The organism is Ignavibacteria bacterium (genome assembly GCA_036262055.1).
GTDB lineage: Bacteria > Bacteroidota > Ignavibacteria > Tepidaquicellales > Tepidaquicellaceae > DATAJP01.
The window spans coordinates 206268-224309 of sequence record DATAJP010000001.1 but is presented as its reverse complement, the minus strand read 5'-3'; the positions used below and the strand labels follow the sequence as shown (position 1 = coordinate 224309).

The 18042-nt window shown below is 36.4% G+C and carries 11 protein-coding genes and 1 tRNA gene; 5 read left to right on the top strand and 7 right to left on the bottom strand.

What is annotated here, in order from left to right:
- Positions 1-5 precede the first annotated feature (5 nt).
- The gene (locus VHP32_01045) at positions 6-1460 is read left to right on the top strand and encodes a hypothetical protein (protein ID HEX2786461.1); all 1455 of its coding nucleotides are present in this window, start codon (positions 6-8) and stop codon (positions 1458-1460) included.
- Here the strand turns inward: VHP32_01045 and VHP32_01040 are convergent.
- From VHP32_01040 to VHP32_01030, 3 genes are all read right to left on the bottom strand, one after another.
- Positions 1457-2887 carry an SBBP repeat-containing protein gene (locus tag VHP32_01040; GenBank protein HEX2786460.1) on the bottom strand — a complete coding sequence of 477 codons (1431 nt, stop codon included), beginning with the start codon at positions 2885-2887 and terminating at the stop codon, positions 1457-1459. The two genes, VHP32_01045 and VHP32_01040, sit on opposite strands and share 4 nt — an antisense overlap.
- Positions 2888-2897: 10 nt before the next feature.
- The gene (locus VHP32_01035) at positions 2898-4547 is read right to left on the bottom strand and encodes an SBBP repeat-containing protein (protein ID HEX2786459.1); all 1650 of its coding nucleotides are present in this window, start codon (positions 4545-4547) and stop codon (positions 2898-2900) included.
- Between the two features lie 206 nt (positions 4548-4753).
- The gene (locus VHP32_01030) at positions 4754-7525 is read right to left on the bottom strand and encodes a glycosyl hydrolase (protein HEX2786458.1); all 2772 of its coding nucleotides are present in this window, start codon (positions 7523-7525) and stop codon (positions 4754-4756) included.
- 252 nt (positions 7526-7777) lie between these two features.
- On the opposite strand from VHP32_01030, the gene VHP32_01025 reads away from it, so the two are divergent.
- Complete coding sequence (locus VHP32_01025) at positions 7778-8680, top strand: fatty acid desaturase (protein HEX2786457.1); 903 nt, start codon at positions 7778-7780, stop codon at positions 8678-8680.
- Positions 8681-8742: 62 nt separating this feature from the next.
- On the opposite strand, the gene VHP32_01020 is transcribed toward VHP32_01025, so the two are convergent.
- From VHP32_01020 to VHP32_01010, 3 genes are all read right to left on the bottom strand, one after another.
- Positions 8743-9228 carry a group 1 truncated hemoglobin gene (locus VHP32_01020; GenBank protein ID HEX2786456.1) on the bottom strand — a complete coding sequence of 162 codons (486 nt, stop codon included), beginning with the start codon at positions 9226-9228 and terminating at the stop codon, positions 8743-8745.
- Between the two features lie 148 nt (positions 9229-9376).
- A complete protein-coding gene (locus VHP32_01015) occupies positions 9377-11194 on the bottom strand; it encodes a T9SS type A sorting domain-containing protein (protein HEX2786455.1) in 1818 nt (605 codons plus the stop codon).
- Between the two features lie 171 nt (positions 11195-11365).
- Positions 11366-12145, bottom strand: coding sequence for a hypothetical protein (locus VHP32_01010; GenBank protein ID HEX2786454.1), 780 nt, complete (start codon positions 12143-12145; stop codon positions 11366-11368).
- Positions 12146-12397: 252 nt separating this feature from the next.
- Between VHP32_01010 and VHP32_01005 the strand changes: the two genes are divergently transcribed.
- Positions 12398-13315: a bifunctional methionine sulfoxide reductase B/A protein gene (locus VHP32_01005; GenBank protein ID HEX2786453.1), complete on the top strand. Its 918-nt coding sequence runs from the start codon at positions 12398-12400 to the stop codon at positions 13313-13315.
- Between the two features lie 235 nt (positions 13316-13550).
- A tRNA-Ala gene (locus tag VHP32_01000) sits at positions 13551-13623 on the top strand.
- A 157-nt stretch (positions 13624-13780) separates the two neighbouring features.
- On the opposite strand, the gene VHP32_00995 is transcribed toward VHP32_01000, so the two are convergent.
- Positions 13781-16486: a YCF48-related protein gene (locus VHP32_00995; GenBank protein ID HEX2786452.1), complete on the bottom strand. Its 2706-nt coding sequence runs from the start codon at positions 16484-16486 to the stop codon at positions 13781-13783.
- Between the two features lie 280 nt (positions 16487-16766).
- Here VHP32_00995 and VHP32_00990 point away from each other — a divergent pair, with 280 nt between their 5' ends.
- Complete coding sequence (locus tag VHP32_00990) at positions 16767-18008, top strand: serine hydrolase domain-containing protein (GenBank protein ID HEX2786451.1); 1242 nt, start codon at positions 16767-16769, stop codon at positions 18006-18008.
- Positions 18009-18042: the final 34 nt, after the last annotated feature.

Sequence of the window (18042 nt, the reverse complement as noted above, 5' to 3'; positions counted from 1 at the left end):
TCGTAATGTCGGATAACGACCTGATAAAAATTTTAAAAACTTTCACAACCGGGGAAACCAAAGAATTTAAAAAATTCATTGCTTCCCCGTACTTTAATAACCGCACAGCAGTTATAAAATATTACGACTTTCTCCTCCGGTACCATCCTGATTTCCCAAAAGAAAAAATCAAAAATGAAAATGCCTTTAAGTTTTTGTATCCACGCAAGAAGTTCAAAGATTCCGTTATAAGACGTTTGTCTTCCTTTTTAAATGAACTTTCGGAAAAGTTTGTATTATATAAAGCATTTGAAAATAATACCCATTATTACAATAAATTTTTTACGACTGAATTATTAAACAGAAGATTAAATTCACTGTTTGAAAAAAAGGTTGCAAAAATCGATAAAGAATATGAAACTTTTTCAGACGGCATAGACACTTTTTTTCTGATGAAGTATCACTATACGCAGGATAAAATGAGCAATCACATGATGAATCATGATGACCATCTTCTTCCTGAACTTGCAATAGAAAGAATTAATAATTCAAAGCTTAATGACCTTATTTTGACATTACTTAACCTGCGAACGCTTTATGTAAATGAAAAAAATTTTAAGATTGATTATTCAAATGCGCTTTTTACCAAGTTAGTGGACCTGAATGCAATAGAAAAATTTATTCTGTACCTTGAAGAAATTAAACATAAATATTACCCAATAATTGCGATTCATTTTTATGAGGTTATGGCTTTCAAACATCCAAAAAATGAGATTTATTATAAAAAATTCCGCGAGCTTATTAGTAAAACTGCAGGTAAGTTTTCCCAAATCGAAAGACTGAATTTTTATACGATGCTTGAAGGAGTGTGCATGCTGAAAGTAGAGTCGGGAAATTTGAATTATCTTGATGAATTATTTTCAGCGTATAAGGAAATGCTTAATAAAAAACTTTATTCATTTACAAAAGACGGCTCATTCGTTCTTAAAATTTTTAGAAACATTTTAATTTTATCTGCTTATTTAGGGGAAATAAAGTGGCTCGAAAGCTTTTTAAAAAAATATTCATCTAAGCTTCCTGCCGGTGCAAAAGAAAGTATGCATAACTTAAGCAAAGCCGTTGTGGCTTTCGAAAAAAAAGAATTTGAGAAGTCACTTGAACTGCTTTCCAAAATTGATTACGAAATGTTTTATTTCAAAATCGATTTAAAAAATTTACAGCTGAAATTGTTTTATGAACTCGGATATTTCGAACAGGCATTATCCTTAATAGATACTTACAGGCATTTTTTAAAAAACGACCGGGTCTTATCCGAACGGTCGCGCGAAAAAATTAAAAAATTTCTTGAACTTGCAAAAACACTTGTTTCAGCAAAAATGAAAAACGATAAATTCAAATTTCACAAGCTCAGAAAATCTCTCGATTCTTTCAATGATGTTTTCAACAAAAAATGGCTGTATGAAAAAGTTTCTGCTTTTTAATTCACGTCGAAACCTAAAAGAAAAATGCTCTGCGCCGCTCCCTGTCCCGTTACATTGACGGATTCAAACTTAAAAATATTTCCAAGATAATTCCCAAGCAGAACCGCCTTTCCCGGTTGCTGAAGTGCTATCCCTACTCCGTCGCTTCCCATGCCTGTTGCATAAACTCCTGAAAGAGGAATACCTCCTGAATTCATTTTTACAAAGAAGAAATTGTTAAAACCTGTGTTAATTTTTACTGCACCAAAATCATATATTCCCGATGTATTTCCCGTAAGAAACACATTATCATTTTGTGCAACTTTTATCGAAGTCAATCTATCCGCTCCTTTATTTCCAAATGTATTAAACCAAAGATTATTTCCAAGTGAATCATATTTTGTTATCCAAATATCTTCATTATATGAATTAGGCACTTCAAAAGAATTTATAACATTGGTGCCGTTAAGAATTGCTCCTGGGAAATATCCGCCTGCAATTATGTTGCCCGAATAATCCGTATCCATAGCAGTAATTTTACCGTCCGAACTGTTGTTCACATTTTTGTTGGCGTGTTCTTTTATCCAGTAACGATTTCCCTCACTGTCATATTTAACTATGTATATGCTCTTCCTTCTATTATTATTATCAAAATCATAACTTGTTATAACCGTATCGGTAAATCTTACATGTCCTAAAAACCATCCTCCGGCATAAATATATTTTGATTTTGAGACAGAGATCGTATTTCCGAATTGCAGACTGTTCTGACCTCCCCGTCCTTTACCGCCGATTTGTTTAAGCCATTTTACTTCACCTCCCTCATCAAGCTTTACAATAAAAGCATCCCCGTTAATTTCACTGAACGCTTTGTATTCATAACCTCCGAACGTTGCAACCTTTCCGAAATGTCCCGTTAAATAAATATTCCCGTCAGGGTCAACCGACATATCACCTACCTCGTCACTCTGCTTCCCTCCATAACTTTTCAGCCATAAAATTTTTCCGTCCTTATCAAGCTTCAATAAAAAAATATCAGGAGATCCTTTTGACGCTGACGAAATTTTCTTATCCCCGAATACAATATCGCCTTTATACTCCCCGGTTACATAAACATTTCCGTTTTTATCCACACCGATTTTCTTTCCTTGTTCTTTATCTGCTCCGCCTCCTGATATCGCCCATTCAATATTTCCCGTTGAATTCATCTTTGCAACAAATACATCTTCCGAAGCGTATTCCATGCCGGCATTTGTGAGTGATACATTCTCAAAATTTAGCTTTCCGCTCGTAAATCCCCCTGTAAAGTATACATTCCCGTTATTATCACTTGTAATTGAATAAGCCGTTTCAACAACTTTCCCTGTAAACACTTTGCCCCATTCAAATGTCTGAGCATTTAATGTAGCATAACTTAAAACGAAAATAATTATTAATAATTTTTTCATTCTTAAAATTTTATTTAATTAAAATCATTTTTTTAGTTTCAGAAAAATCATTTACATTCAACTGATAATAATAAATTCCGCTTGATAAGTTTGAACCGTCAAAGGTAATTTTATATTTTCCTGCAGTTAAATTTTGATTAACCAAATGAGCAACTTCATTTCCTTTTATATCAAATATTTTGAGCGATGCAAAACCCGAATTTGCAATCAAAAATTCAAGATTTGTAACAGGGTTAAACGGATTAGGATAATTCTGAGATAGTGAATAACGCTCAGGAATTATGGATGAAATATTTTTAATTCCGGTAGTTTTATCATATTTAATTGTTGTGTAATCAACATTCAGTCCTGCATTATTGCTGTTGCCTGCAACATAAATGAAGCCTGCGCTGTCTCTTGCAATGCGCCATGCAGCATCACTGTTATTACCCGGACCATTATATCTATGCGACCATTGCTGTGTACCCGAGGGATTATATTTGATTGTTACAAAGTCACCCGTTCCGGTAATAACCGCACTGAAACCGGTTACATAGACATTCCCAACATTATCAAGCGCAACATCCGTGGCTTCATCATAACCGTTAGGCGGAGCAAAATTATATCTTGCTACCCATTGTTCTGCCCCTGAAATATCATACTTCACTGTTGTAAAATCGTACCCTGTAAGCGAGGCAACACTCACTCCAACCACATAAACATTTCCCAAAATATCAATTGCAAGAGAGTTAGCTTCGTCAAGATTATTTCCCGGACCATTGTATCTTTTTACCCAAAGCGAATCACCTGCCGCATTGCTGTATTTTATTGTAAGAAAATCAGCGCTTTCAGGAGCTGATGTATTTCTGCTTAAGCCTGTTACATAAACATTTCCCGAATTATCAAGAAGCATTTTTTTCGGTTCATCATAATTATTACCCGGACCGTTATAACGCTTTACCCAGACGGAATCACCCGCTAAATTATATTTGATTGTAACATAGTCCGCGCTTATTGATGAATTAAAAGTATTCATGCTCATTCCCGTAACAAATAAACTGCCACCGTAATAGCATATTGAATAAGCATTGTCGGTAAAATTCCCGATGCCATTGTATCTTGAAACCCATTGAAGAATTCCCGATGAATTATAGCGTACCGTAGCATAATCTGCGCCAGAGGTTATACCTATGCTTCTGCCCGTAACATAAACATTATAAAATTCATCTACTGCAAGCGAATATGCATTGTCATCCTGATTTCCCGGACCGTTATATCTTTGAAGCCATACAACATCACCGTTTGAATTATATTTTATTGTAGCATAATCCGTATTTAAGCTGACATCAACGCTTCTGCCGGTTACATATACATTGCCCTGATTATCAAGTGTAATGTCATTAGCTTCATCAATGCTGTTGCCGGGACCATTATATCTTTTTGCCCAGAGGGTATCTCCGTTTGTGTTATATTTAATGGTGAGATAATCATAATTGCTGGAACCACCCTGCGACCTGCCGGTTACATATACATTGCCGGAATTGTCCACAGTCATTGAGCTTATTTCATCAATGCCGTTCGATGTTCCGTTATATCTCGAAATCCAAAGAGGATTGTCACTTGCATTTGCGAGATTTACAAAAAAGACCAATAAAAATATTATTTGTAAAACAGATTTCATTTCAGATTCTCCATTAATTAGTTAAATACTCCATTAAATTAATTTAAAAAATCCGAAATGAGCGAAGAAATTTTTTTGAAATTGTGACACGAAATAAAAAACCCCGCAGTTGCGGGGTTCTTATTATAAACTTTACAAATGTTAGAAACTTCAAAACTCTTTTACTAACATTCCCGACAAGTCGGGATTTCCGCTAAATAACAAAGTTATTTTAGCAACAACATTTTTTTAGTTTCTACAAAGTCATTAACACTAAGCTGATAGTAGTAAACGCCACTTGCAAAGTTCACAGCATTAAAATCAATTTTATATTCACCGGGCTGCATATTTTGATTGACTAAATCTGCGACTTCTCTTCCGGTCGCATCAAACACTCTTAGCTTTACAAATCCGGGATGAGATATTTTAAATTCAAGATTTGTTGAAGGGTTAAATGGGTTTGGGTAGTTTTGCGATAAACCATATCGTTCAGGGATATTACTTGAAATATTTTGAATTCCCATTCCCGGATTATATCTTCTTACGAGAATGTAATAAAAAACATCTGACTTACAGGTACCGTCATCGTAATATCCCGCAAAACCGCGGTACTGCTGGAAGTAATTATATGCGCCAATAGGATTTGCAATTGCCTGAACGGGCATGTTATATGTCATCACGGAAACAGTTCCCGTATTTACAACGCTGAACGGAGCGGTAAAGAGAGTTAAATCCTGAAACAATGTAGATGGAACATTATTTGTGTAAACTTTATTCCATACTTCATTTGCAAACGTTCCGTCCCACATAACATTTATAAACGGATTCTTAGGAAGCATATGAACGCCGTATATAAATCGAGGCACCTTTCCATACGTATTATTTATTACAAGCCCATGCCATAAATTCCCGACAACTATATGGTGCTGTGTGTATGCACCATAATTTGGATTTGTTTGCTGAAGCGCTCTGTAATATTTTTTAAACGCTCTCATTTCAGCCGCAAGCATAAGTTTGCCAGTGTTTTTCAGATTTTCATTTCCAAGCGCAAGTCCCAGCATATACATTCCATAATATGCATTTGCAGCTTCGCTGACGCTTTCCTGGTCTCTTCCTGCGCCTGCTGCCTGCAAACCGTTCATCATGCTATTGCCGTCATACCAGTCTTTATGACGATGCTCCGTGAAATACGGGTCAGTTGCAGACGGGTTGCCTATGTCACGGCATAAATCTATAATCCTGTTTGCATACTGGTTGCCGTTTGCAGTAAACAGCTCAGGTTTTTTCTTTGCAACAACTGCCGCCGCATAAATGATATAACCATAATGAAATGCGTGGTCGTTATATCTTGCATTTCCAAAATCAAAATTATATACATTAGGGTCGGGATTATCTTCACCAAGCCATCCGAGATATGAAATTATTCCGTCATAAGTATGGTCCCAGATAAGTTTGTTGTTTTGTCCCCCTGACCAGCTTGGAGGAGGAGGATTCCATAACAAATTATTTCCGCTTATATAAGTAGAAATAAATTTGAATAATGTATCTCTGGCAAGCGATGCAAGATTTGAAAGAGTATCTTTTCTGAAATTAGTCGGATCAACTGCATTATATCTATCCACAAGCTCATCAGCTATTACAATTACTCTTGCCATCCGCGTAACATTTTTGCCGAAACCATACGGACTTGTCGTCGGCTGGTTTGTTCCGTTTGGTATCTGATATTTTGCCCCTATCGTAGTATCAAAGTCTGCTTTCACTACTGAGTATAATGAATCGTACCATTTCTCGGTTGTATTAGGAACGTTTGACAAATTACTTGTCCAGCTCCATGAATAATTTGGAATTAAATTCTCATACATATTCCAGGTTTTGCCGTAAACTTCTTTCATCGTTCCGCGCAATGTCTGATAGTTCATTGTCTGAGTCATCTGGTTCGATAAAATATCCTGCTGGTGCGGAATTGCCATCATCAAAAGAGAGTCGCTTGAGCTGTTAGTTGTAAAATTAAATCGCATGTTGAAAGCAGTTGTATCTCCTGCAACCTGAGCCCAAACGCTTCCGCCAAGCGGAACATAGTTCGCATATTTGTCAAGTAATTGAATGCGGGAAGTAGAATCAGATGCAGTCGGGTCTAAATTTTTTGTCGTTATATAAGCCATTCTTAAATAACCTGAAAACGGATTCGGCGAGCTTGCAGAGTTGGGACTAAAATTCATCGTTACGGGTGAAGTTGCGTATAAAACAAGAATGAGATTATTTCCTGCGCCTTGACCTGCAAATTCAATTACAAATTTAGTTGCATTACTGATTGTAACCGGAGGAGTTGATGGAATTGTTTGTCCGTTCACACTTATCATCGCACTTCCGGGTGTTGAAATAAGTGGACGAAGATTATTATACTGCATTGTAAAATAAGGCATTCCTCTTACTATCGGTGCCTGCATAAAGTTTGAACCCGCTCCCCGCCATTTGACCGTTACAGATAAATCGTCGAACTTTGAAACAAACGGGAGCCCTACACTTGCACTATCCATTGTTCCGAAAAAATAAAATGCATCGGGAAGCCACGTTATCTGATTTGTTGTATCGGAAGGAGTCCAGCTGTATTGAGTAAACTGAAAGTTTGTAGTTGTATATCCCCATCCTAAAAGCTTTGGATTTGTAGCCGGAGGAGTTGTATATGCAAATCTTATTACATAAGGAAACGGATATATTCTTTCCGCCCCAACATCCATTCTTGACGGATTATAATTAAAGCTTGGGAACGTTCCTTCTTTAATAATTAAATTCTGGAACCATTTATTTGTTGGAATTGGACCCGGCATTGAATCCATCATAAAAGTTGTAGGGACTTTGTTTTGAACTGCACTTCCCTGCTTATATAAATATGGAACACTTGTCGAAAAAGGATTCTGCCCGTATGTCCATTGAGCATTGATTTCCGTCGTGCATAAAACTAATGAAAGAAGGAATAAACTTAAGATGAGTCTTTTCATACTGTGGGTTTTATTAATGCAAATTTACTTAATTAAAATTTTAAATAAAATTATATTTCGATAATAATTCATAGTTAAGTTAATGTTAAACATAAATTAATGCCTATGAATTAGCCTATATTAAAGTTAAACTAATAAAGAATATTTACGCTTTGGTGATATAGCTGGCATCTATTAATAACTGCTCACTTATTACCCCACCAACATATTACCATTTTATTTATTCATATTTACAAATTTATAATTATATCTATGTTCAAATTAAGATTTTCAGCAGATAAGAAAACACTTATCTATATTTTTATCACCACAGCTTTATTCATACTCCAATGGGCTGTTATTGGATTCAATGTCTTCACATACATCATTTATTTATTCTTATCTGTTGCTGTAGCAGTTATAATCCATAATCATAACCATCTTCCGATCTGGAAAAATAAATTAATGAATACTTTAACGGATTGGTGGCTGACTGTATTTTACGGATTCCCCATATTCGCGTGGATTCCGACACACAACAAAAATCATCACAGATTAAATAATCGTGAAGGTGATTATACAATTACATATAGATTCAGCGAAAAAAACAACCTTGTAACCTTATTGACTTACCCCTCTATCAGCGGGTTTTATCAACAGAAAGCAATTAAGCTTTACCTTAGAGAACAATATCAAAAGGATAGAACAAGATTTTGGCTGTGCATATCTCAATATGCAATACTTGCAATATGGCTCGCTGCTGCATTTATTCTTGATTGGAAAAAAGCTCTGCTTTATGTTTTCATTCCTCAGCAGGTATCGCTTTTCAGTGTTCTGATTTTTAATTATGTTCAGCACGTTCATGCAAATGAAGAGTCTGAATATAACCATTCACGAAATTTTACAGGTTTACTTAATTTCTTTCTTTTTAATAATGGCTATCACACGATACATCATGATAAAGCAGGTCTTCATTGGAGTGTGGTTCCTCAAGAGCATAAAAAAATCGCTCACCTTATTGACCCTTCTTTACAAGAAAGAAGTTTTTGGTGGTATATTTTCAGGTCTTATTTTTTAGGATTATTCATCAAAAAATATAGAACAAATTCAATGAGGTTGGAAAGATTGGAGAGTACTTCTATTCAGCATTCTTCAATAGACGTTCAACCGGGATAAGATTTAAATAAAAATGCCTGTTCTGATTAACCGGAACAGGCATTTTATTTGTAATAAGAACTTTATTTCATTTCAACAATTTCAGCTTTCAGCGGTGATACCGCAGTAAGCAACTCACCTTTCTCTTTTTCAGGAACACTGAATTTATCAAATGATGCAACAAGATGAACAACTGATGCATCCCAATCCTTTTCTGTTATACCCAGTCCTTTATGAGACTCTTTCATACTCCTTCCTGTATAATAACATGGACCTCCGGTTGCATTGCAAAGAAAATCAACTACTTTTTGTCTCAGCTTCATTTGTGAATCAGTACTTTGTCCGCCGAAAAATTTTCCAAGTTCTTTATCCGTAGCAAGACGAACTATGAAATCATCAACAACGGCACAAATTGCATCATAACCACCTACCCTTTTATACAAAGATTCCTCGGTTTTGGAACCTGTAGTCATCATTTGAGTTTCTGATGAACTTTCGGTCATTGTGGTTTGTGAAAATGCAGAACTGCACGCAACAAGAAACAAAATTCCTATAAATAATTTCTTCATTATTTTTATTCTCCTTTGTTTTTTTTGAGATATTTAAAATACGGAGAATAAATGTTTACGGATTTGTAAAATAAAAAAAGGTTCTTCCCTTTTCAGGAAAGAACCTTTCAATAAAAAAACAAATGAGAAATGAATTATGTTTTTAAGGTTACTTCATCAACATCATTTTCTTTGTGCTTGTAAAGCTTCCTGCAGTTAATGTATAGAAATAAACACCGCTTGAAAGATTTGTCGCATCAAAAGTTATTTCTTTAATTCCCGCAGTTACAAAATCATTATTTAATAATGTTGCAACTTCCTTTCCGAGAACGTTATAAACCTTCAATGTTACATTAGCATTCTTTGATAAATCAAATCTGATGTTTGTTGTCGGGTTAAACGGATTCGGATAGTTTTGTTTAAGGTCAAACTTTGATGGAACAACTGTTCCTATAGGATTTATTTCTATGCCTGTTGTCGGGTTGAATGTTCTATAAACAGTATAGACTCTATAAGTCGGAACAACGTCCGTAAAGCTTTGGCTTCCGGGACCTCTTGTTGATTGGAATTTCATATGGAACTTATTGGAAGAATTTCCTGTCGGTGATAAAATAGGATACAACTCATCCCAGTCAGGAGTTTGTGTTCTGTTTTCCGGTGTTGACCATGTTGCTCCGTTATTTGTTGAATATGATGTATAAATATCATTCATTGTAAATCCATCGAGTGAATCACCCGGCTGGAATGCAGAGAATGCAACAACAATCATATTTCCGTCCTGCGAATATGCAATGGATGGATGAGATACTGGTGTAACACCAACCTGCAATGCCTGCCTGTTAAAGAATAAAGCTGTGTCGGCAATCTGAGGCATATTGTTTTTGCCTGCAACAATTGTAGGAACTCCGCCGTTTACTGTCGGATTCCAATACATAATTTTACATCCGCCGTTGCGTGCTGTATTTAAGCCGCCGCCGGTTGGAAGTGCCGGAGCTAACGTGCTCCATACAGCTGCATACTCCTGAGTATTCGGTTTAAACGCAGCATCCATTCCAAACCAAGGTCCTGCTGTGTCGCCGCCCATAATGCTGTTTGTAGTCAATGACTGCTGCAATGTAATTGGTGCACCCCATGATGTTCCACTGTTGGTTGAAACTTTAGCGGTCATTTTGTCCAAACTATCAGTAGGCGCGTTTGGTGTCGGACACCAGTACATTACAAACTGTGTTTGCCCGTCATGACTTGCAACAAATCTGTATCGAACGTTCAATTCAATTGTTCCGTCACCATGAACTGCAATTTGTGTCGGATTTTCAAAAGTATTTGTTGCAAAATTATATCTTGCATATTTTAAAGTATCGGGGTCAGTCGCAGCGCCTGTTCCTGATGGTTTTGAATAAACACCCGAAACTAAATCCCCGCTTTGATAATATCCGAAATAATCTCTACCATCCCATGGCGCAAACGACGTAGAGAAAGAACCTAATCCGAGAAATGCTTCGGCAAATGCACCACCTCTTGAATTTCCACCATTATATCTTCTTCCTAATAAAGAGATATTTCTACCGCCGTTTTGTATGTAAGTGGCAATATCAGGATAACCGCTTCTGTTTGGAAGTGTTGTAGCATTAAGCGGTAGTGTCCAGGTAGTTCCGCCATCATAGCTTACTAAATAATACATAACACGGGTTGTGGCACCTCTGGGGTCAATAGAATCCACTGCCGGATATGCAACTATAATGGTATCCCCAAATGCATAGATTGAATTCAGGCTTGCACCGTTTGTTTGATAGTCCCAGAAATTATCTGCGCCAGGTATTGCTCCCGGATAAGTCTCACGTAAAAGACCATTACCGTAAACAATAACTGAAGAATTCATCTGTTGACCATCGTCTCTTATATCACTCACCTGCCATGCTTTTCTGTCATTAGCTACCGCAGGAACAGTAAATAAGATTGCTAATAAAAATGTAAGCAATTGTTTCATTTTCGTTCTCCTTAGAGTTTATGTTTTTAATTGAAATTATTTTATAATTGAGGGTATATAAAATATAAATAAGATTAAATATGTTAATAATTTTCTACGAACAAAACATAAAAATGATACAAATAAAAGATAAAAAACTCGACTTATTCATATATTGCTAAATAACCGTAATTACCGCGGTCCAGTGATGTTTATTTCCCCTGTATTTATGCCTTTGTTATATAAAACCGAAATCTTTGTATTACCGCCGGGTTGATAATCCGAATAAAGCGCTACTTCCATATTCTTTCTCAAAGTATCTTTTGTTAAATCAAAATTTCGAGGAAAAATGGTGCATATTTTATTTCCGTTGCCTACTAAAATGCTGTCAAAAATATTTCTATTTTCACCTGTCCCTGTCTTATAATTGCAAGGAACATCATTTTGTATCCTTAATTCTTTTATATATAGATTCCTAACGGTATCAAAACCGTTTAAATTTATATTATAATTCCAAACCCATCCTCCGTTCACTTTATAAACATCGGGCGAAACATAAATAGAACCTGTTTTGCTTACAGAATCAGGTAATTTGTATATCCCTCTGGGAGGCAAAATCGTGAGTATTAAAGTATCCGTAACTCTATGTGAATTTCTTAATCCGAAAATAATAGTATCTTTCTTCTGAAATGTTACTTTTTCAGGATAATACTTAAAATAGCCAATTCCGTTATTTTTAACAGATACTATTTTTGGGGTTATCGTTCCTAATTTTGAGGTGTCAACTATAATTTCATATTCACCGTCCTCGTAATTGGTTGAGTAAGGTGATATGTTAATTGTTGCAATAAGGTCGGAATAAATGTAAGTTGTCTGAGCAGTTGCTTCTACTTTGACATTATCATCGTGAATACAGGAACTAAAAAAAAATCCAGATAATGTCAAAAATATTACCGGAATTAAAATCCTCATCTGAGCAATTAGGATAAATTTTGTGATTAAATCCAGTAATTATAAGTTTTCGTAATTACAATAGTAAGTGAAAAAGTAAGTGAAATTTTCAGAAACATTAACCATTTTATAAATGTTAAATAAGATATGAAAACATTATTTTTAATATTATTTATTGCACTGGTCAATTTTAATTCTTACGGATGCTCAAAAAAAGCTTCATTTTATAAAGAACCGGGAACTCAAAATTTTTCAACTATTAAAACCGAAACTATGAACACAAAAGACGTAATATCAGATTCAACCAAATATAATAAATTAACGCCTGAAGAAGAAAGAGTGATTTTACACAAAGGCACGGAAATGCCCTTCACCGGCGAATACACAGATAACAAATCTGCAGGAACATATATTTGCAAAAGATGTAACGCTCCTTTGTATGAATCAAAAGATAAATTCGATTCTCACTGCGGATGGCCAAGCTTTGATGATGAGATTCAGGGAGCTGTAAAAAGAGTTCCGGACAAAGACGGAATGAGAACGGAAATAATCTGCAACAACTGCGGAGCGCACCTCGGACACTTTTTTATTGGAGAAGGTTTTACGGATAAAAACACAAGACATTGCGTTAATTCTATTTCAATGAAGTTTGTTCCGGCATCGGAAACGTCATCAGATACAAAAAACAGTGCCGCTACACAAGACGGATACCAAACTGCAATCTTTGCATCGGGATGTTTCTGGGGAACTGAATATTATATGCAAAGAGCAAAAGGTGTTATTTCGACTGAAGTCGGATATATCGGCGGATGGAAGGAAAATCCGACCTATAAAGAAGTATGCTCAGGAAATACAGGTCATGCGGAAGCAGTTAAGATTACTTACGACCCTAAGCTTATTAGTTATGAAGACCTTGCAAAATTATTTTTTGAAACACATGACCCGACTCAGGTGAACAGACAGGGACCCGATATCGGCGAGCAATACAGAACCGAAGTATTTTATAATGATGATACACAAAAGGAAACTGCTGAAAAACTTATAAAACAGTTACAGGATAAGGGCTACAACGTTGCCACAAAAGTAACCAAAGCCGGCACATTCTGGTCTGCTGAAAAATATCATCAAGATTACTATAACAACACAGGCGGCACACCATACTGCCACGTCTATAAAAAGAAATTCGATTAAGACTTAAACACATAACCTGAAGTCATTCCCGCGTAAGCGGGAACCCTCTTCGGGTAAATTCCTTCCACCACTTTTTAAAATTCCGATTGAATACTAATTCTAAAATAATTAAGCTTATCTAACCCTCACAACAAAAACCTATTAATCACCGTAAGAATTATGAAAATCCGTGTTATTTAGCTAAAAATTGGTTTGAAATTCTTTGGTGTAATCGCTATTTTAAAGGTTTATTTGCGGGGCTATAGCTCAGTTGGTAGAGCGTCTGAATGGCATTCAGAAGGTCAGCGGTTCGACCCCGCTTAGCTCCACGAAATCGAATATTTCGATAAAAAAGGTTAGCTAAAAGCTAACCTTTTTTGTTTGTAAAATAAAAAAAAGCACCCCGCCGCACACTCGGGATGCTTTTCGTATTGAGAAGAATCAACCGGAAACTAAACCGGAAGAGTCAGCTCACAATCATTAAAATTATTTCACAAGAACCATTTTCTTGGTAGCAACAAAATCATTTTTTACCTGCAGAGAATAAAAATATACTCCCGACGCCAGATTACTTGCATCAAAGTTATACTCTATAATACCTGCGTTCATCTTTTCATTGTTAAATATATTTGCAACTTCTCTGCCTGCTATGTCATAAATTCTTAAAGAAACTACTCCTTCTCTGGGTAAGCCAAACCTAATTGTAGTAGCCGGATTAAATGGATTTGGATAATTCTGGTTAAGGAAATACTTATCAGGAATATTATTGCTGAAGTTCCCTTCAATGCCAGTTAAAGTTTCCTGATATTGCCATACTGCTGCATTAGTTGCGCATACAAAAGCTCTGTTTGTTGCTGTCATATATACCTGATAAAGAGTTGTTCCTGATGTGTTATCAAACTCCCATGTATCTCCACCGTCACGTGTTCTGAATATTCTTCCGCTTGAGCCGGTTACCATTCCGTTGTATGCATCTCTGAAAAAGACCGAGTAACCTATAGTGTTAAAAGGAACGTTTACTGAATCCCAATTTGCTCCGCCGTCAGTTGTTCTTCTAACGTGACCGCCGGCTGCTGAAATCCAACCGGTGTTTGCATTAATCATGTAAATACTGTAAAGCGTTCCGCTGTAATTTGACGTTTGAGCAACGAAGTTATCTCCTCCGTTTGTAGTTTTGTAAACTTTACCGCTTGCACCTACTATCCAGCCCGTACTTGCATTAACAAAATTAGCGCCATTAATTACGCTTGTTCCCATTTCAGTTGTAAGCGTATTCCATGCGCCGCCGCCGTTAATAGTTTTATAACCTTGTCCTGAAGCACCGAATACATATCCTGTATTTGCATCGAAGAATATTATTTTATTCAGTTCGGTTGTGGTAGGGTTAACTGCAGTCGGCGTCCACGCAGCTCCGCCATTTGTTGTTTTTGAAACAACCCCTTCATCTCCCGCTACAAATCCCGTTGTAGCATTTATCATACTTATGCTGTTTAAATCCTGGTCATCGCTTGCGGAATAATTTCCGATTGCCCAGTTTTGTCCCCCGTTAGTAGAATACATTACCTGATCATAAACACTTCCAGCGATGCCAGGAGAGCCGACCGCTATTACTCTTCCCGTGGTGCTTTCAGCCCATATATCATAAAAAATTCCGGCTTTAATCCAATTAGTCTTTGCTACTCTATTGGATGCACTATAACGCGTGTTAATAAGTCCGTAACCACCCGAAACAGTTATTGTATCCCCTGAAGGGCTTACATCACCGGAATAAAATGTCGTTGTCCACGGTTGCGAGTTATTCAAAACCTGTAAAGTATCAAATGCATCTTGTCCTACAGTAGATTTATATACATTGGAACTATTTCCGATGATATAAACATTTGCAGAAGAACCCGCACGATTTTCACCAAGTTTAACTTCATCTAAACGGATACCTGTTCCGTCAAAGTTTGAATGTCTAAAACCAACATAGACATTTTGTCCTGCAAATGAATTTAAGCTGATTGCGAATCTCTGATAGGCACCAAGTCTTGGGGGGTATGTACTTCCTGATGTATCAACATCATTAACACCAATTCTTAGAAGAGATGTCATTGCCGTTGTATCGGTTGATATTCCTGCATAAACCTGAAGTGAATCCCAGTCAAACGATGCGCCGGTATAGCTTCTTCTCACCCAGAATGAAAGAGAATCACCTGAATATACAGTGTTAGAATTGGTTATTAACCAGTCAATTCCTCCTGTCCCTTGAAAATTACTCCATGCATCTGCTGTTCCGGCAAAAGGTGAAGTTGTTGAACGCACCCACTGGACTGTTCCGAGCAAACTTTCTCTTGTCCAGCCGGTTGGAGGAAAGGTCACAGATTCAAAGCCTTCATTCAATGTTGCCGGAGGAAGAGCAGTATTCACAAAATCAATATCATAAAACGTTGAGCTTGCAACTCCTGTGTTTGTGCTTGTCCAGTTATCCCCGAAATTAGTTGTATATCTTATTGCCGAACTGCTTCCGCAAACATATCCCGTATTGTTATCTAAAAACTCAACACAATAAAGAGTAGCGCTTGTGCCTGTGCTGATTTGTGTCCAGTTTGCTCCCCCGTTTGTTGTCTTTCTTATATTGCCTGTCGTTGTGGTAACAATAACGTTGTTAACATCTTTTGCATAAATGCTGTAATAAGTACCTGTAGGTATTGTTCCCATTTGCAACCATGTTGCACCTCCGTCTGTTGTTACAGCTGCTCTGCCGGAGGTCGTTCCTGATACAAATCCTGTATTAGGATTAATAAAATCTATGTCGTACCATGTAACCGCTGAACTTACCGCCGTAACGGAATCCCATGTATTACCCCCGTTTGTTGTTTTGATTACTAACCCCGAACCTCCGCAGACATATCCTGTGTTTTGATTAAAAAAATAGGCATCATAACATGTGTTGTTTGTGCCTGTTTCTGTTATACCGTTAACAAGTGTTTTTACCTCCCAGGTGGTGCCTCCATTTGTAGATTTCATGAAGGTTCCGCCAAAGCCGATGGCATACCAATTGTTAGCGTTCCACATCTTAATCCACCTCAATTCATTCCCTTGCGGAAACGGATGAAGCCATTTATACTGCGTCCCTAATTGCGCCCAAGCCGAAGCCGCCATCAGGGAAACTGAAAAAAAGAATAAAAAAGTAAGAGAATACTTTCTCATAATTCTATCTCCTGATTTAGTTAAATAAATAAAAATCCGAAAAATGCGGATTTTTCTGCTTAACTCACATTGTTGTAGTTAAAGGATGTGTTTTGCGAGCTTTTGTGTGCGGTTTTTACGACTAAGAACTGTTTTATTATTATATTGATTATTATTTATTTATTCAATTCTAAAATACTTTTTTTTCTTTTTAATACTTTTTTTTCTTTTTATTGTGCAAAGGTCGTTTTATATATACAATATTTTTTTAAAATCTTATCTTACATTATTCAACTAATATATGCTAAAATTCAACACTAATAATTTTATAATAAGAAAATACTTTATATTACTGTTCAGCTTTATTATTATTTTTTCATTTATCGGCAAAACACAAGCTCAATCAGAAATTTCTCCTCAGGGAAAAATACAAGGACTGATTGACAGTCTGGCAAATTATTACAGAGTTTCAAAAAATATTCCCAACGGCGGATTTTATTTATATATAATGGCTCCGAATGGTAATTTTATGTTTTCAGGCGGTGTTAACCCTGCCGCAACACAATATTCAAATTTGAGAGTTGCAAGCATAACAAAAACTTTTACTGCAGCCGCAATTATGAAACTTCATGACGAGGGAAAATTGAATATTAATGATGAGATTACGGATAATTTTCCGAACACAAATACTCCTTATGTTCCTGAAGATGAGAATTATAATATCCCTTTCAAAAATGAAATCACAATTAAAATGCTTCTCGAGCACCGAGCAGGCGTTTTCGATGTGACAAATGATGCGATACCCGATACAATCAAACAACCCTATGCAGGAAAAAGGTATCTTGAATATGTCAGAGAGATGCCGAATAATGATACGCATACATTTACATTTGATGAGTTAGTAGGCGTTGTGGCTAAAACCCAGCTTTATTATTTTACACCTCAACAGGATTCGTTTCATTACTCAAACACGGGTTATAACATTCTCGGCAAAATAATTGAGCGCGCATCGGGAGAAACATATTCGGATTATATCAGTAATCATTTTTTTAAACCCCTTGTGTTTTCATCTGAGTCAGTTTGGAAAGGTGATGACATGAATATGCCCGACCCTCATATCGAAGGATATGTATTTGTTGGAAATCAAAGCATCAATGCAACTGTGGATAACATGTCAGGAAATGTATCTGAAGGGAATATTATTGCTAACCCTTACAATCTTGCAACCTGGATGAAGCTTTTAATAACAGGGCAAGCCGGAGTTTCTCAAGGCAGCGTTAATAAGATGATGATGATGAAAGCTGCAGATGAAAGACACGGAGTTTACGGATTGGGTCTGACTTATACGGATGGTTTGGGTTATGGTCATGATGGTGCGCATGCCGGTTATTTGAATACGTTAAGATATAATCCCGATACGGGTGTATGTGTTTTTATAGCATCAAATTTCTGGGATTTAAGTGATAATATGAACAGCATGATGAAACAGGGCGGCTCAATGACACGTCTTGCTCTGGATGCAATAGATATTTTGAATAATTAATATCCAAATCTGTAAAAATACGTTATAAATCCAT